Below are 17,722 nucleotides of genomic sequence, written 5' to 3'. Positions count from 1 at the left end.
GCATTAGTATTGCCAGTTCAGGTTAAAGCCCACCGTCACCGAGTCGGTTTTGAAGCCATCGGGTTTCGACAAGGGTTTGCCAGCAAACAGGTCATATTGGGTATTAAGCACGCGGCCACGCACCCCGACGACACTGCCCGCCAGATGGTGGCCCAGAAGATAGGGGTCACTGCGGCCACCCACTTCGCCATAATCAACACCGACATACAGCTCATGCCCCGGCAGGGGCGTATACCAGCCGAGATCATTGCGCACCGTCCAACCACGATCGGCATTAAGCGTGCGTTCGCCGTCAAACCCGCGCACTGACCAGCGCCCGCCGATACTGAACTGATCCTGTGGTGTCAGCGGTGTATTGGTGGTCTGGCGTTGGTACTGCAGGTTGTAATGGAAGTTTTGTTTTTGAATGGCAAAAGGAATATCCAATTGCGCATTCATGCGCAGAATTTTGCTTAACGCAGTGGCTTCGCCGAAATACTCTTCCTGCGCAGGTACCGCGCCAAACCAGCGAGTGCCGCGCTGATAGCTGATACCGGCGTCCAGTGTGGCTTGCGAGATAAAGTGCCGATGCTGTAGCCCGACACGCCAGGCCGAGGTGCGGCGGCGCTGCACTTCCACTTCAGTATCATTGATGTAGTTTTTCGAGGAGCGAGTCAGCACATCGTAAGTAACAGTGGTTTTTTGGCTGGCATTGCGATGCAGCAGGCGGCTGAGTTGCAGTGAAACATTCTCACTTTCGCCCCGATAGCCGTAATCGCCATTCAGACCTGCCACGGTTTGATGATAGTCATAACTGCTGGCGGTAATCCCTGCGGTCCAGTAACCGAACGGCAGCGAATAATGGCCGGTCAGGTTATTGGTGCCTTTCTCGCCGCGACTTTTCAATGAGCCACCAGCAGAGACATAAAACTGGTCACTCAGGGAGAGCGGATTATCCAGAAACAGGGTTGCGCCACCTTGATAACGGCCGGTGCTGCGGGTGCCTGAGTCATCCAGAGAGGCCGCCAATCGCCACATTTTGCTTTGTTGCCAGCTCAGCGCGATATCAGTCTCGCCGGGGGCATCACCGGGGATCAACTCCATGCTGGCCTGTACCGTGGGGAGGCGCTGCAAATTCTCGAGCCCTTGTTCAATATCGCGCAAATCCAATAAGTGACCGGGACGAGCGGGGAAAGCGCTGAATAGCGTGACATAGCGGTCACTGTCGGGTGTCAGCTCAACACGCCGTATTTTGCCGGGCACCACTTGTAACGCCAGGGTGCCGCTGTTCAAATCCTGCTGGGGAGCCAGCACGCGGGTGGTGACATAGCCATGATCCACCAGGCGGTTTTGTATTTGGCTCATCAGCAGGTTAATGCCTTTCGCTCCTAAGCACTGACCTTGCGCCTGATCGGCAATGCGTTGTAGTGGCAACCAGCGCGGTAATGGTTCTGCGCCACTGATTTTTATACGATCAATGACAAAACAGGGCTTTTCTATCGGGAAAGTAAGGTGACCAAAGGAAGCAGGAGGTGCAGATAAGCGCACGTCAGGTGTTGCAGGGGCCAAACGTTCTTCCAGGGCGCGCTGACGTTCTTGTTGATGAATAGTTTGATCGACCGGTATTAATTCAACACCTTGACTAATAGGTGAAATAACTATTGCTGTCAGCAATATACTGCCAAGTAATATAGAATAATTGGAACGCAGCACAGGGCATATCCTTATTCGCCCGGCTGGGGCAGATAAATAATATAATCAAAATAATTTGGCGCATTATGCCTGTGGGAAGATTATTTTCAATGTGTTTTTAACCTCATTAAAAATATAGGAAATTTCGCTAAATTATTGTAGGAATAATCCCACCCCAGCAAGATAACCCCAGAAAACATCCTATTTAGAGATGTTTTAGCATTAAAAAAACAGATTAAATCTTCAAATAAATAATTAATAAAGCTATGCCACTGATATAGAATTATTTAGTAAATTCTTTATTTAAAATGTGTATAGGCGCTGTTTTTAATTTAAAGAAAAAATAACGTGGTTAAATATAAAATCATTATTGGATTAGAACATTATTCGCAGTAATCGCAGCTACAGTTTGACCGTGTTCTTGGTTGGAAATTTCAGCCCACGTTGTCTAACGGCAGTAAAAGGGGAAATGGCATACAGAACAACAAAGTAAGAGATTAGATTGGAGTGAAAAACGAACAAAACTGAGAAGATAAAGAGAAATGATGGCGGAGGAGGAGTCCGCTAAAAATATTTCTAATGCGGAACAATACATTTCAATTTTAAACTATAAAACAAAAGGTTATATAAAAACCACCTCAATCCAGTACAAATGAAAACAACCCTACCTAATCATTAATGGCATACTCAATGGCATACTGGAATTTTAAGAGATTCACTGATGGCTACTCTCACCGATACCAAAGCTCGCCAGATCAAACCAGATGACACTCCCTTTCCTCATGGTGGTATTACCGGTCTGACACTGCATCCTTCCTCCAGCAAAGGTCATGGAAAATGGGTCTTACGCTTCATAAGCCCAGTAACAAAGAAACGTCGTAATGCTGGCTTGGGTACCTATCCAGAAATCAGCATCGCTGATGTAGTAAAACAAGCACATGCCATGCGACAGCAAATTGCCCAGGGGATTGATCCACTTGAACAAAAGAGAGTTAACTCCGAAAAAATCGCAGTGCCAACTTTCGAAAATGCCGCCCGGCGGATTCATACTGACTTATTGCCGGGATGGAAAAATGATAAACACGGAAAACAATGGATTGCAACATTAGAGCAATATGCATTCCCACTCATAGGTACTGCGACGATCAATACTATTTCCCCTGCCCATATAGCTGAAGTATTGAGTCCTATCTGGCTTTCGATACCGGAAACAGCCAGCCGGGTTAAGCAAAGGTTACATGCAGTGATGGCTTGGGGATGGGCTCATGGTCACTGTACTGCTAATCCGGTTGATGTCGTTGTTCATCTACTGCCTCAGCAACCCAGTAAACTCACCCGCACCGAGCATCAGCCTGCCATGCCCTGGCGAGATATTCCTGCATTTATAAATACACATGTCAGAAATGCTAAGCGTTTTGATGTAACCCGTTCACTGCTGGAAATGGTTATCCTAACAGCCTGCCGCTCTGGCGAAGTTAGAGGTATGAGATGGTCTGAGATTGATTTCGATTCTGCTACCTGGACGATCCCCGCAGAGCGGATGAAAGCCAAGATTATGCATCGGGTCCCGTTAACACCTCGAACCATTGAGATCCTGAGAGGTTTAGAAGGATTACATGATGATCTTGTTTTCCCTTCCCCAAGGAAGCAAGCATTGCTGTCTGACATGGTGTTAACTTCGTTCTTGCGCCGCGTCGAAGCCCCCAGCAATACATCCGGACGGGTAGCGACCGCCCACGGCTTCCGCTCAAGCTTTCGCGATTGGTGTAGTGAACAGGGTTATCCCCGAGATTTGGCTGAACGAGCATTGGCCCACACAGTGCAAAATAAAGTCGAAGCGGCCTATCATCGTACTGATTTGCTAGAGCAACGGCGGCCAATGATGTTAGCGTGGGCTGATTTTGTGATAGCAGCGGATCGTGGAAGTATTATTGACGGTGGGACAAAAGGAATGCGGCTCGTTGGGTAGAAAATATAAGCAGTATTGATGCAACTTGAAATCTCACAATGCAGCTCGGCATATGTTGCTAATTAAATTGGTCGCTGCAACGTTATCTTCGAACAATGATAGCGTTGCTTCAACATTGAGGAGAGTCTCCTAAGATATTAGCCGTACTTCTGGTAGATACAAAGACTGTTCCCTTGCTAGCAATAAAACTATCCTTTTGATTTAGATAAATATTTTAGTCTTTTATATTTCATTGTTTTAGACTATCATTTATGTTAAGCAACCCTTATAGCCTTATGATTTTTAGCGTTTTTTAGGATAAAACAATGACAATGCTAAAATGGATTCGACAGGAAAAAGCCTCTAATTTAGTACTCTTTATTCATGGACTGAATGGAGGTGGTGATACTTGGAATTACAGCGATGAAGTTTCCTTTCCAAAGTTATTAAAATCGGATGAAGATTTAGCAAGTTTCGATATTTCATATTTTGAATACTTTACAAACTTCACAAGTAAATTTAATGTAGCGAAAGGCTTCTTGAGGAAGCTTTTTAACTCTACAAATAAAATACAAATGAACTTGCCAGTTGACGAATTATCTGAGCTCTTAGTTACAGAAATTGATGTTAACCTTTCAGAATACAAAAACATTATATTTGTAGCTCACAGCATGGGGGGGTTGGTTGCTAAATCATGTATTTTGAAAATGATAAAATATGGTCGCAACGATAATATTAAAGGTTTTATTTCTCTTGCCGTTCCCCATGCTGGCTCTGAGCTTGCGTCCTACTCGTCAATGATATCATCAAGTGCACAGATAAAAGATTTGAAAGTATTTAGTGATGAGACTGATTCTTTAAATAGAGAATGGCTTGCGTCAAATCAAACGCCAAGTTCAAAGTTCATTTATGGCACAAATGATTTAATAGTAAATAAAAAAAGTGCATTACCAATTCAAATCCTAGCAAAAGACTCAGTAGCAGTTCATGAAGATCACGGTACCATCTGTAAGCCTTCAGATACTGATAACAATGTATATAAATTAGTAAAAAGATTTATATTAGAAATTGATCGTGACAATCGAGAGCCATTAGTTATAAATGATTTCGTCGATGAAAATCAATATGATAATGAATACTTTGTATTAAAGATGATTGTAGCTGATGTACATGATGATATTTCAAATCATGCAAAGGAATATTATTATAATGCGGAGTTAGCAAGAAATTTCTTTACAAGCGATCGTGACAGAGCGATATTAGATGGATTGTATCGTAAAATTAAAGGGTTATATCAAACCCAGCTTCAATCAGCCATTGCTAACCATCTTACTGCTGATCAGTTATTATCAGCGATCCACAAAAAAATTGAAGATGAAGATCGTGTTGCATTAAATGTTTTACTTTCTGATTTCGATAATTTGTATAAAAAAGGTATGCTTCATCAGTTAGCCAACAAATCAAATAGAGATGTAATTTGGTCTGCTGATACTACACTTGAATCGCTCAATCAGCTCAGGAGTAGTCAGTGAACATTTTACCTTATATTCCATTAGATGAAGAGTTTAGTCTCAATCTATGCATATTAATAATTATCACTGAAGGCTTAGGAGAAAATAAAAACTCTGACGCAGTCATGGATATTAATAAAGCGCAGATATTCATGTACTTGATAAAAAACCCATCTAAAATTGAGCGGGCGATGTTTTTAGCTGGTAAAAAAATACCAATAATTGATAGAGAGGAGACTTATACGATAAAAGGTCTCTCTCTAAATGTTGACATTTTATTTAATAGTAGAAAAATAAAAGAGTTAATAAAATACCTGTCTTGCAAAGGGCTTATTGAGGCTTTAAGAAATGATGGTGTTACATTAATTAAACTATCAGAGAATGGAAAGCTCTTCTTCAAGAATTTAGATTCTGATTTTTTTAATCAGGTTAAACAACACGTAAAATTAATTTCTGCTTTAAAATCCTGCACAACACCCAAGCTCAATAAATTGACAAATGACCTAGTAAGGATATCAGAATGAAATCTTATTTAAGGATTGAAAAATTAATTCTCGCAGGGTTAAGAAAAGATTATATTGTTTCTTTTGAGAATGGGCTAAATATTATTCATGGTGATTCTGACACAGGTAAATCCAGCATATTAGAATTTATAAATTATTTACTTGGCTCAAGTAGAATTGAATTAGCTGATGAGGTTATATCTTCGGTTAAGTTCGCTGCCATGGAAGTTTTTATAAATGACTCACCTTTTACTATAATAAGGGATATCTATAAACCATCTGAATTAATTGAAGTTTACCCAAGTTTGTATGAAGAAAAAGATTCTTTTTTACCCGGAAAATATGCACCTAATTTCAAAATAACAAATGCTCCGGACGGTTTTTTTTCTGATTTTTTAATGGATAAACTTAATTTTCCTAAACTGAAGCTAAAAGTGTCGCCAACTCAGGAGGTATCTAAGTTTCAAAGACTAAGCTTCAGGAACATTATGAAATTTGCCTATATTAATCAGGATGACATGGGAAGTAAGTCACTATTAAACTTAACTGAATGGGGACGTTATACCCAAACAAAAGAAGTATTTAAGTACATTTACAATTTGTTCGACGCAGATATAGCCGATATTGAATCTCAAATTTCAGAGAAAAAATCTGAACATGCAAGGTTAGTAAAGAAATATGATAACGTTGCTGAGTTCCTAAGAGAAACGGGCTATGAAAGCATATCATCTTTAGATGACGCAATAACCGAATGTGATACCCTCATAGAAGACATTGAAGAGTCTCTTTCAGAAATCAATGCTACTATGACAGCTGATTCTGAAAATTATAATGAATTAAAGTCACTCCATAATGAATTCAATTTAAAAATAAAAGGTTTAAATAAAAAGTCCATCGAGCTTAGTCACAAGAAAGATCAATATATTAGACTTAAAAATGACTATTTAAATGACGTTAAAAAGATCAAAGCAATTCACGTCGCTAATGAAAGAATTGGCTCACTAGTAGATGTAAAATGCAACTGTCCAATCTGTGACAATATAATGTCAATTAACACCACAGATGGCGGATTCATTAATTCAAAACCAGAACAATTAGATGAAGAACTTAAGTCATTAATCAAAAGAACGAAATCAATTGAAGAATTGATAATAGGTATTACAGCTCAACAGCATGATATGCTAGTTAGTAAGAACATATTAGAAAAAGATCTTATAAAGGTAAGTGAGATGATCGATTCTGAATCTAGGGAAATGATCACTCCATTTTTAACACAGAGAGATACTTTAATCAAAGAGGTTGTTAGCACAAAAAAACAGCGAGAAAATCTCGTATCAAGCCTGCGAGTAAGAAACCATCAAGAAGAAATTCTAGTTAGACAAAAAACATTAATTGATAACTTAGAAAAATTAAATGAAGAGTTGGACCGACTCAGATCTAATGCTCCAAGTATAGATGGTGTACTATCAGATTTAGCTGATAACTTAAACGATTTTCTTGCTAAAATTAATATTAAAAACAGAACTGGGATAGATATTAGCAAGACGCATTTTTCGGCAATTGTTAGAGGGAAGGACTACTTCAATATTACCTCAGGTGGATTGAGAACAATAGTCTCCATTGGATACATGTCCTCTATACTCAAAAGCTCAATTAAAAATGATATTAATCACCCGCGTCTTTTAATGCTCGACACAGTTGGAAAATATTTAGGGAAAAATTTAAAAGAAAAATATGTCGAGTTTACTGATAAAAAGGAAGATGCAATTGAGGGCGCCTCTGACCCCTTAAAATATGAAAAAATATACTTCAATCTTATTGATATTTGCAATTATGCGGAAAAAAATAAAACCCCAATTCAGATCATAGTAGTTGATAATGACGTGCCTGAAAATTTGGCCGAAAAATTGAGGGAGATTACTGTCGCACAATACAGTTCAACCGGTGAAAATGGTTTGCCTATTGGTCTTATTGATGATATTTAGTTAAAATGCCGCCTTCTATGAAGGCGGTATTGATTTCATCTTTAAAAATAGAACGGCTTATATGTGGAATGCTTACACTCACTGTGACAAATTAAACAAAATTCCAAGTAGCACTTCATATATAAACACCTAAAACGCTTCGGGGCATTCATTGAAAAAATATTTTCTACTAATTGGATGCATTACCTTATTTCAGAACCATCAAACCCCAGAGCCATGTCGTAATAATTATTGTCATTGAGATACCAGGGGACCATGCATAACTGATTCAATAAAATGGCATAATAATATCGGATTTTAGAGTAACTATTTTTCCTTATCGCTTTATGCCGCAGATACAAATTTCTAGCTGAAACACTAAAACCAGACTCCATAAACTTTGATCTGATTTTTTCTGAAATTGTAAGGCTATTATTACCCTCATAATAAATCGCCAGTTCAGGTTCTACCCAACGGCTAACCTCAATATCAAATGCTCCCAGCGTTCCCAGCCAGCTTCCCTGTGTGCCACCAAACATTCTTTTATGAAAATAAAATTTGCTCATGTTTTTAAGAAGCATTTCGACATTTAAATCCGAAACATCACCTTTACATTGAAAAACCACAAATGAACCAGGTTTATCTTCCAGCAACCAAACATCAACAAGTCTTTTATAGTAATCAGCAATATTCTTTCGCTCTGTACAGGACATTCGGAGATCTGCAGCGGGTAAAACAAGAGTACCATTATTATTGAGGGAGGTTATCACCTTCACTGCTCTTTGCAGCATCTTAAACTCAAAAAGTAAGCCTGCACGAATGAACAAAAGTGATAATTCTGAACCAGACTTATTCACAAACTGATCACGATGATGTGAGTATTTTCCACATAAAACAATACCCAGACTCACCAACTCCCGATAAAAAAAGAGAGGAGCATCAGGATATTCCAGTGCATAGCAACACTCGGTAAGACGATATCTGATAAAACGCGGCATGGTAGATAACGCCTTATCATTCACTAACTCTTCTGTTGCCTGAAAAAAGAATTCTCTGTCCACACCATTATAATCGGCAATATTGCAAAGTATGGCGATACTGCAATTTCGGTTGTGTTCAACAAATTGCTCGTGAAGCTCTCTGTTGTAAGGTGCACCACCATCAACACCTTTATTATTGTGCTCAATTGTATCCGAAAAAAAGTTGCTATCAATAGACAAGTAGATTTCAAGAGCACCCAGCAAATAATGCTTGGCTATCTGAGCCTGTTTTCCGGTTATCCCTGCCCTCTGAAGGATACTGTTGATTCTGCCAAAAATACGGCGATACCACTCTTCTGCAACGGGGTCTGCGCATATGAGGCTCATCACAACCTGACTGAAGTGAAGACTGTCGATAGCATCAAACGCTGCTTTCTGTGCGGATGTTGTTGCTGGCATAAGTTAGTGTCAAAAAAAGTAAGTAGTAATTGCCAATTTTAGACACCATTCGACTTCATTACAATCCATCGTATACCAGCCAATCGATTCAGGTATTGAATAACGGCTCTCCGTTATTCAACAGATAACTTACATTCTTACAGTTCAATGAGGTAGAAAGATGATCACCTACACCCAGACCGTAAAAATCCTGCGTATGCCAGCAGTTGCGGCCAAACTCGGCATCGCTCGTTCCACCATCTACGACTGGCTGAATGCAAAGTCACCCCGTCACGATCCGGCATTCCCTAAGCCCTACCCGCTAGGAAGGCAGTCTGTTGGCTGGCTGGAGTCCGAGCTGGATGAATGGATTATGCAGCGTAGACCGGCATTGTACTGAGCGCTCACCTTCACAAGCTACTGTAGAAAGAGCCTACTGAAATAACACACCCGTAATGAACATCTACCGCATGCCCTTACCCGGTAGGGTAAGTCGCATCGGCGATGTCATACCTGAATTAATCAGATTAAAGAAAAGGAAATTAAAATGAATCAATTACCACCAAGACCTACTTTCCAGCAGCAACCGATTCCGATATCGACTTTTCCTGTATGTGCACTACCGCTACTCATGCAAAATGTCATTAGCTATCTGCAGGATGGCGGCAAAATTCCGACAGAGTTAGTTGTCAATCCGGTTTTAGCTGCTGTATCGCTGGCTTGCCAGCCCCATATAGAAGTGCTCAATCCCTACACGAACATGGAAGAGCATTGCGCACTTAACATACTGACACTTGCTCACTCCGGTATGGGAAAATCAACCATCAACAAACAGGTGATGAAACCCTTTGATACATTCAGAGCTGAGTTAGCTAAGGAGTATCTGGCCAAATTATCTACTTACAAGGGAGATTATGCCGTCTGGAAGACCAAACATAAGGCTCTGGATAGCAAACTGCATCAAGCTGTCAAAAAGGGTAATTGTGCCGATGAAGCCCAGACAGAACTGAAAGCTCATGCATCAATTGAACCCATCAAGCCTCTACTACCCACGCTTGTATACAATGACACCTCGCTTACGGCTCTCATTGATGGATTAAATGAATATCCATATGCAGGTCTGATATCCGATGAGGCAAGCAGTTTTTTTGACCATCGCCTCAAAGATAATCTGGCATTCTTTAATAAAGCCTGGGATGGTGATATTTATGAGCACAAACGGAGTAATCGAGAACCTCTGAGTTTCAAACCAACTCTGATGGTATCATTACTACTGCAGCCCCCCCTCTTTCTCGATTACATGAAAAAGGATGGTGATAAAGCATTAGAGAGTGGTTTTTTATTCCGCTTCCTATTTACTAATATCCAGCCAAGCAGTAACTACCGCTCACTTGTTATGAGCCATCGTTATTGTTCGAATACTTCTACTCGTGATGAAACTGCATTAAATTGTTTTCATACCCAGATTAACAAATTGCTGATAAAGCAGAAGAAAGAAATTTATTCGCGGCGAACAGAAAAAAAGACGCTTAAACTTTCATCTGTGGCAGAAAACTACTGGGAGCAGCAGCGAGCTATCTGGATTGAACAAACTATGCCTGGTAAGGCTTGGTATTATATCAATCCTATGGTGTTGAAGGCCAACACGAATACTTTACGAATTGCTGGATTGATTCATCATTTCTCTAGTCAGGACGTTGACATTATTTCACTCGAAACTATTGAGCGAGCATCCACTATCATGGAGTGGTATCTCAACCATTTCGCCTCCTGGTTTTATCAGTTCACGGATGAGTATAAATTTCAGCAAGACGTGTATGAACTTCACCAGTGGATTTACCAGCGTTTTATGTCTAATTGCTGTATCCCGTTCAAAAAGAATGAGGTTATCAAATACGGACCTAGCAAGTTCCGCCGCAGCGATAAACTGGAACCTTTGCTGAACAGCATAATAGCTACCGGTAGCATTGTTTACGCCCAATTAAACCCTCATTCAGCGGTGTATATTACCTTCCTCATGGGTAATGGTTACTATGCGCCAATTATTGAGTACCCAACTGGCAAGCAATTTCCCACACAGCAAGAACCTAAACAACTTAATTAAATGCTCTTATTTTAGGCTGGTGATAAACAACAAAACAGCAACATAATGTTGCATTATTGCCATCAAAAACCCACATTCGATAGGCTCGTGATTCAGAGGTATCAACGAGCCTTCCTCCTCTAAAATAGAAGTATCGTTATGCTGGTACCCTGCTACAATTGCTACAGTAGCGAACTGTAGCGGCGTTTAGAGATAGCCATGCAGCAAAATCACATCAAATAGCTTAATTTTCACTCACCTAATGAGTGACATATCATTCCGCTACAGTGCTGCTACAATACATTGCAACCAATGCACGTTAACACCATGTTATATTCAAAACCGCTACAGCACTATTTACGCCCTGCTACAATGATATTCCAAACCATAGCATACTGGTTCTCTTAAATGCGTTAATACTGACTACAACCAAAGTTACGCTGTCGGTCAGTACCTATTTTGCTGTGCTCTTTGGCCAAGTAAATTATTCGGTCCATAACTGTACAATAATCAGTATTGAAACGTTGGTTATTGGTATTCAGATGGTAATAGCATTCGCTAGGGAAATGTACCAAAGAGTAATGCTGCTGATAATTGACTTGTGTATGAAGGTTTAAAGTCCGTACCCATGCTTCCATTATCATCAATGATAAATTATGCACATAGCCATTTTCTTTACAGTAGTAACTGCCCGGATAAGCATAGGTATCTTTATTGAAGAGTAATACCAGATGATAATGTTTCTTGCCATCCGGGTTAAACTCCCTGACCCATATGTGCCGTATTCTGCAAGGGTGTACTCGTTTCCCTGCACAGACCTTTCTCTGTAAATCTGCTTCAACCTGTGCTTTCAGAGAAATGATAAAGCGGGTTATAAGCGTGGAGTCGGCATTATGGTTATTTATATTATCTGTAGGTAAATGAAGATCTATTCTCAGACACATTGTTCTGGGATATTCATTCACTGACTTGTTTAGGGTATCTTGAATACGATTAATATAGTTGGAGTTTAAAGGACCATAACTCTCGATACTGATACTCATTATTCATTGCCTCTTATCATTAACTATCGTTATATTAATATAATCTTACAAGTGGGTATTAGATATAATACATTCTAAATATTAGTGGTATACGTCATTTACTTTTATCAAATAGGCAGCATGATTACTGATTACATTTCTATACGTTATCTGTAGGATAATAAAACCCCTTCTTTATAGTTATATTACCAATCCGACACAATAATACAGACTAAAACCACAAAATGCATATATAAGAAGAAAGTATAGATATTATCCATATTGTTCTCATTAAATAGTAATTATCTACTCTCAAGTTAACATAATATAGGCAACAAAATCATCAGATAGAAAATATCATTAAAATTGGGTTATTAAGCACGTCATTAATAGTGAACGAAAATATAAAACAATAATAAATAACATTAACTACTGACTATCAATTTTTTTAATTAACCTATTCCGTACCTGTCCCATATTCTGTGTAAACGCCCGTTTATAAATACTCAGCCAACCGCTCCGGGTATTCAATCATAAAGTGGTTTAATGCCTGCAGCCAGTTCTGGACTGATATTTGAAGCAGGCCGAGGCAGGAACGTCCGTTTCTGAACTGTGCCGTGAACATGGCATGAGTAATGCTAGTTTCTCCAAGTGGGCTCCCGCTTTGAGCGAGAGGCGGACCTTGAGCCAAAAAGGCCTTTCGGTTTTAAAGCGAAGGGTGAGAGTTTTTATCGGGCTGACAGGCTCTAGCAGTGAAGCTGGTATGCAGAATGGTCCTTTCAACATGCAATTAGCCAACTATCTGAACGTTAATCGGCTGTCCTTCGCGTTTTTATCCAAAAGGAAGTGCTATGCCAAGTAAGCCAGTTACGTTCAGCGAAACCGTAGCACTCTGACGGTAAGTCATGTCGATTCCCTGCTCTTCGATCAAGACCTAGCTCTCAACGAGTTTATTCACAGGAGTTGGACGTGCATGTGCAATAAGTGCATCATAAAATAAAGTATTCTGCATAACCGCCATGCAATTTTTAGCTGCCAGCTCAAATATCTGAAAAGCGTGATCCTGACTCAAAATTACGCCTATTCAGAAACAGGATCAGGCCAGTCATCGAGAGCAGTGGTAAAGCATTCTGATCACAGGTGGCCCATTAATGTCTGAAGAAATTAAAAATACTGCGATCACTGCTGCAGGCTATGTCTATCAGAACAGGCAGGGGCTGAAACTGCTGTGTGACTGGCTAGATGCGCCGACACGCTATACCCGAGTGAAGTTTGAGTGCGACGACGAGGCTGTTGCTCCGACCGGGCTGGATGACATCGTCGCCGAGCGCCCTAACCATCTCGTTGACCTCCAGCAGGTGAAATATACTCCTAATCCTGCCGAGCACACCCTGAATTGGGCGTGGATGTTGGAGAGGACCGGGAAGACAGCACGATCGAGGTCGATGTTGCGTAAGTGGTTTGATGCTTTTGTTAAATTGGATTCTGCTCGCGTCGGAGAGCTATCGTTGAAGACCAATCGCCGACCAGATGCCGACATTGAGTCTTGCCTGACTGATGGAAAAATCGATTTATCCAAAGTTCCAGAGCCACGGCGATTAGAGGTTATCGCCGAACTCGGCGACGAAAAGAAATGCGAATTATTTTTCAAGCAGTTGCAGATTGTTCACAGCGATAAGAGTTTCGAATCACTTGAACACGAGATCGATGCGCGATTGCGCTTGCACGGCACACAAGAGGGAGTTGCGAACTTAAAAAACGTCGCCTTGAACTGGTCTATTCAGAAAAACTTTCCGCCGCCAGAAGGGTGGATTTCTCTGGAGCAAGTCCGCACTATTCTGCGGGCAATACCGCCGGCCCCCCTGCCGGAAGATTTTGTTGTGCCTCTCGGATATGAGGTGCCTGACGAGACGTTCCACAGTGAATTCGTACGTGACACGATTGCCGGGGCCGGGCAGACAATCGTGCTCACAGGGCCGCCTGGTCGTGGGAAGAGCACATACTTGAGCGCGATGTGCGAAGTACTTGCTGAATCAGGGGTTCCCACGGTACGGCACCACTACTTCCTCTCGACGACCGAGCGGGGACGAGACCGTGTGAACAGCTACGTGGTTGAGCAATCGATCGAGGCGCAAGTCAAACGGTTACATCCGGAAGTTGATGCGCCTGGTAATGACCTGCGGGGCCTCCTCGAAGCATGCGCAACCTACTACAAGACTAAGGACAAGCCGTTCGTACTGGTTCTGGACGGCCTGGACCATGTCTGGCGCATTAACAACGCTGACAAACGGCCGCTGGACGATGTGTTCTCCCAGATTATTCCCTGCCCGGATAACATGGTTCTGTTGGTAGGCACACAGCCGGTCGACGACACTCAACTGCCCAGGGACCTCTTGTCAGTTGCACCTAAGGCTAGTTGGCGAACATTGCCGGCGATGTCCGAGAACGCCATCCTGTCCTACCTTCACAAGGCGGTTGACGAAGGCAGGCTCTTGATCCGGTTCAACGATGAAGATCAGATAGAACACCAGCTACAGGAAGCTGCGACCGCACTTCGCAATAAGACCAACGGCCACCCGCTGCACGTCATCTATGCCACGGCTGAGCTTGAGCACGCAAGACGAGACCTGGATAGCTGGAATATTGAGCGGCTACAGGGTGACATGACCAAAGAGGCAAAGTTCTACTACGCATCGTTGTGGGAAGAGCTGCCACCAAGTCTCAAAGACACGCTGCGATTGGTATGTGCGTTTCCCTTCTTTTGGCCCAAAGCCGCTTTTCTGGAGATCTCCGCTAAGCAGGGCGCTGCGCCGCCAGATGTCGCCAGGGTGGAACATCTGCTGCACTCATCGGCTGCTGGTCTGAAGGTCTTCCATGAGAGTCTGGCGGTTTTTGTACGCTCGACCTCTGACTACGGCGAGCGTATCAAGAACCTGATGCCAGCGGTGGCGATCTGGCTGGAAACTGAGGCGCCACCTTCTCTTCGCGTTAACTGGCTCTGGACGGTCCAGGCAAGGTTGGGTAATCCTGAAAATCTCATTACTGGGCTAACTCGTGACTGGATCATGCTTCGTTTAGAGGAAGGCTATCCAGAATCGCTCTTTGACACGCTGCTATCCGAGGCACTGGTCGCAGCTCTGGAGACCAACGCATTTGCGGACGCATATCGGCTCGCACACCTGCAGTCCCGGATGGTTGGCGGCAGCGAATTTCAGATGCAGAGCGACGACATAGCCCGGCTTGTGTCATTTACCCTGACGCTGACAGCCAATGAGGGGGTTGTTCAAGAGGCTATAGCCTCGCGGCACGAGACAGATATTTTGGACGTGGCAGCTCTCGGCTTAGCCTTGCAAGCACGTGGACAAACTGTACTGGCCGAGACCTGCGGTGAGGAGACCCTGCGTCGTTTTAGAGGCCTTAGCCGCTTCTCCAATCGGTATTCAACCAACGCGGGGGCTGACGAGTTCCAGTTTCTGGTCGATGCGTTCACACGCCTTGGTGCCATTGGGGCGCCCCCAGAGGCTTTTACCCAGTTAGTTCGAGAAAGCAGCCAAATAGTATGGATGCCCAGAGCCCGAATGCTGGTTCAGGATGGTTATCTGGATGACTTGATGGAAGCGGCTGTTTCGCTTCTACCTGATTCGGACACGAGTGTTCTAAGTGATTTCTGCGTTCGCGCGGCCGCAACGGCCGGAGTAAGCATCGTCGACCACGATGACTTCAGCAAGCTGACGCGAACCCCCTTTGTTGCAGCGGTGGAAGCGGCCTGTAAGCGGACTTCGAAGCCACTAAATGAGCCTATTCCGGTCGAGTGGCTCAAAGGAAACTACTACGAGCATAAAGACAATCTAAACACGCTGGTACACCATTGGTTCTTCAGCGGTGTGCACCTGAGCCTGTGCATGAAAGCTGAGAATCAAATCGCCTTCGAGTTCGTACGAGCACCCAGTTACGAGGAAAGGGAGAACATCAGTCACTTCCTTGATGCTCTCTCAGAGATTGCAGCCCAGGTTGCAGAGCGTTGGTGGCAAGGGGAATTTGTGGATTTTCATGAGCTATTCAATCTCCTCAAACCGGTCAAGTTCCAACATTTCAGGCAGGATCACCATATGAGTTCAGCGGCAGAGGACTTCCGGGCAGGATTGCATCGTGTTGCCTGCGACATTCGGCTTGGAAGCTGCTTGCTCTTCAATAGTGACGATGTGGTTCTTACTGAGTCAACCTTGGCAGCGGCAGCCACATCTGAGTGGTTTGACAGTGCATCTTTCCGCACTCAGTACGCAACAGGATTGCTGACAAGGATGAGTGATGAGGCGGCTGCAGCTTTCGTCCATTCTCAACGCGTCATGCTGGATGCAGATATCCGCGAGGAGACCAGCGTGCATTTACAGACGCCTCTGCAGTTATGTGGCATCACTTTGGCCCATGGATTAAACGTCAACGCACAAGAGCTCTGCAAACAGGTCTGGGAGCTAACGACCGGCTATGGACATCGTAAAGATCCCACGTTGAGTAACACGGTCGATGCTATTGGCTACCTGGTGGATGCCTCACCAGATGACGCTCGACGGCTACTCAGTCTGCTTTCGCCCCAGATCCATCACGTGCTGGACTACACAGACGGAAAAGGCACTAGGCACCTGCTTGAAGTTGCAGACCACCTGCTGGCAAAACTCAGCCCGATGGCTTTGGTCGTAAAATACGAGGAACACACGCACGCAGGTGAATGGTCGCATGCGGAGAACAGTTTGCGGGTATATGTGCAACAGGGCGTCAGAGACGGCTGGCCGCTGGATGCACTCATGCGTACGGGAGTTCATCCCGACGTTCAGGACGAGTTAATACAGCTTGAACGCGATGGTCAGGATGGTGCCGCAGAACAGCTACGTGTTCTTAGGGAGCATGCCGGCTGGGACATTGGTGTGCTGCAGGGCACTGGTTCGCCCAGCAGCGATAACGACAGCAATCCGTATACTGGCGATATTACCAACTTTGCCCCGGAGCAACTCGATGAGCTGCTGGTAAGTTTGTCAACTAGCAACAACGACAAGAAGAGACTGCTTCGGGCCTGGTATGAGCACTGGGATCGCTCCGGGCAGGGGAAACGCTTACTCGCGGCTCTGGATGGTTTGCTGCAGTCAGACGAGGGGCGGCAAAAGGGCATCTTCGATCTGTCTGACCTTGCCTTTGAGACCAAACGCAGGTTGAGCGGCTCGAAAGCTGCGTGGAAATATCTTGTCCAGGCGCAGATTCGAAATGGCGGGTGGATGAGTTTTGTGGAGAGAGAGGAAGATACATGTAAGAGGTTTGACATGGTAGTGAAGTACTTCCCGAGCCGTTGCGATGAGTTTGTTGATGCGACTACCTACAGCTGGTTCGGAGAGCCCGAGCTGCAGCGTGTAGCGCCGACCGAGCTGCTGGTCTATTTCTATGTGCAACAAAAGCGCGTAGCAGATGCCGTGAAGTTTGCCGAAATGATGGTCAACTGCGTGCGTGAAGATACCCGAACCCTGCCTCTGGAACGCCCACATTGGGCAACAGAACTTGATGCTTCGATGACAATGGGAAAATGATGGACGACCTAAGTATTCTAATCGCCAGA

Annotated in this window: 10 protein-coding genes and 1 pseudogene; 8 read left to right on the top strand and 3 right to left on the bottom strand. The window is 43.5% G+C overall.

The annotated features are described in order from the left end of the window. Positions 1-3 precede the first annotated feature (3 nt). Positions 4-1,692, bottom strand: coding sequence for a ShlB/FhaC/HecB family hemolysin secretion/activation protein (locus N0H69_RS11615; protein WP_050151070.1), 1,689 nt, complete (start codon positions 1,690-1,692; stop codon positions 4-6). Between the two features lie 700 nt (positions 1,693-2,392). On the opposite strand from N0H69_RS11615, the gene N0H69_RS11610 reads away from it, so the two are divergent. From N0H69_RS11610 to N0H69_RS11595, 4 genes are all read left to right on the top strand, one after another. Further along, on the top strand, positions 2,393-3,640 hold the full coding sequence (locus N0H69_RS11610; RefSeq protein ID WP_145581875.1) for a tyrosine-type recombinase/integrase: 1,248 nt from the start codon (positions 2,393-2,395) through the stop codon (positions 3,638-3,640). 305 nt (positions 3,641-3,945) lie between these two features. Beyond that, positions 3,946-5,151: an ABC-three component system protein gene (locus tag N0H69_RS11605; protein WP_145581873.1), complete on the top strand. Its 1,206-nt coding sequence runs from the start codon at positions 3,946-3,948 to the stop codon at positions 5,149-5,151. Continuing rightward, positions 5,148-5,654 carry an ABC-three component system middle component 4 gene (locus tag N0H69_RS11600; protein ID WP_050915791.1) on the top strand — a complete coding sequence of 169 codons (507 nt, stop codon included), beginning with the start codon at positions 5,148-5,150 and terminating at the stop codon, positions 5,652-5,654. Before N0H69_RS11605 ends, N0H69_RS11600 begins: the two co-directional genes overlap by 4 nt. Next, positions 5,651-7,618 (top strand): exonuclease SbcC, encoded by a 1,968-nt coding sequence (locus N0H69_RS11595; protein WP_151419944.1) that lies wholly within the window; start codon positions 5,651-5,653, stop codon positions 7,616-7,618. Before N0H69_RS11600 ends, N0H69_RS11595 begins: the two co-directional genes overlap by 4 nt. Before the next feature lie 182 nt (positions 7,619-7,800). Here the strand turns inward: N0H69_RS11595 and N0H69_RS11590 are convergent, their stop codons facing one another. Then, the gene (locus tag N0H69_RS11590; RefSeq protein WP_050915789.1) at positions 7,801-9,036 is read right to left on the bottom strand and encodes a hypothetical protein; all 1,236 of its coding nucleotides are present in this window, start codon (positions 9,034-9,036) and stop codon (positions 7,801-7,803) included. Positions 9,037-9,196: 160 nt separating this feature from the next. Here N0H69_RS11590 and N0H69_RS11585 point away from each other — a divergent pair, with 160 nt between their 5' ends. Next, entirely contained in the window at positions 9,197-9,415 is a 219-nt protein-coding gene (locus tag N0H69_RS11585; RefSeq protein ID WP_050915788.1) for a helix-turn-helix transcriptional regulator, read from the top strand. A gap of 147 nt (positions 9,416-9,562) precedes the next feature. Then, positions 9,563-11,119, top strand: a complete 1,557-nt coding sequence (locus N0H69_RS11580; RefSeq protein ID WP_050915787.1) for a DUF3987 domain-containing protein — start codon at positions 9,563-9,565, stop codon at positions 11,117-11,119. Between the two features lie 392 nt (positions 11,120-11,511). Here N0H69_RS11580 and N0H69_RS11575 read toward each other — a convergent pair whose 3' ends face one another. Beyond that, complete coding sequence (locus N0H69_RS11575; RefSeq protein WP_151419891.1) at positions 11,512-12,141, bottom strand: inovirus Gp2 family protein; 630 nt, start codon at positions 12,139-12,141, stop codon at positions 11,512-11,514. A gap of 553 nt (positions 12,142-12,694) precedes the next feature. Between N0H69_RS11575 and N0H69_RS11570 the strand changes: the two are divergent. After that, positions 12,695-12,775: pseudogene (locus tag N0H69_RS11570) on the top strand (transposase); the annotation flags it as partial. A gap of 496 nt (positions 12,776-13,271) precedes the next feature. Next, positions 13,272-17,693 (top strand): NACHT domain-containing protein, encoded by a 4,422-nt coding sequence (locus N0H69_RS11565; RefSeq protein WP_151419892.1) that lies wholly within the window; start codon positions 13,272-13,274, stop codon positions 17,691-17,693. The last annotated feature ends 29 nt before the right edge of the window (positions 17,694-17,722 follow it).

This window comes from Yersinia alsatica (assembly GCF_025133195.1).
GTDB classification, from domain to species: Bacteria; Pseudomonadota; Gammaproteobacteria; order Enterobacterales; family Enterobacteriaceae; genus Yersinia; species Yersinia alsatica.
This window is presented reverse-complemented; position numbering and strand designations above follow the sequence as displayed.